Source organism: Streptomyces sp. P17, assembly GCF_032436805.1.
GTDB lineage: Bacteria > Actinomycetota > Actinomycetes > Streptomycetales > Streptomycetaceae > Streptomyces.
Window position 1 is genome coordinate 1 of sequence record NZ_JAVRBF010000703.1, and the last position, 279, is coordinate 279.

Below are 279 nucleotides of genomic sequence, written 5' to 3' on the forward strand. Positions count from 1 at the left end.
TGCCGGGAAGGTGTGGGTTAATTTCACCACTTCCTGGACCGCAAGTTCATCGGATGTCTGTTGATGAATTGGCGTCACGGATAGTTCGCTGGTCCCCCCATAGGACAGCCAACGGAGGCTGAGATCGTTTCTTTCCAGTGACTGGCCGAACATCCGAATAAAATCCTCGGCAAGATCTATGGGGAACAGTGTTTCGGACATGTTTTTCGCCAAATTTCCATGCGCGGCCGGGAGAGCAGGAGCGGAGAATCGTGGATCCTCACGGGGTCCGACAAGAGC

1 protein-coding gene is annotated in these 279 nt (G+C 54.1%); it reads right to left on the reverse strand.

The window, feature by feature from the left end; translation table 11 throughout:
* A partial coding sequence (locus RMT89_RS42660; RefSeq protein WP_315889138.1) for a hypothetical protein occupies window positions 1–201 on the reverse strand: 201 nt, incomplete at its 3' end.
* Window positions 202–279 lie beyond the last annotated feature (78 nt).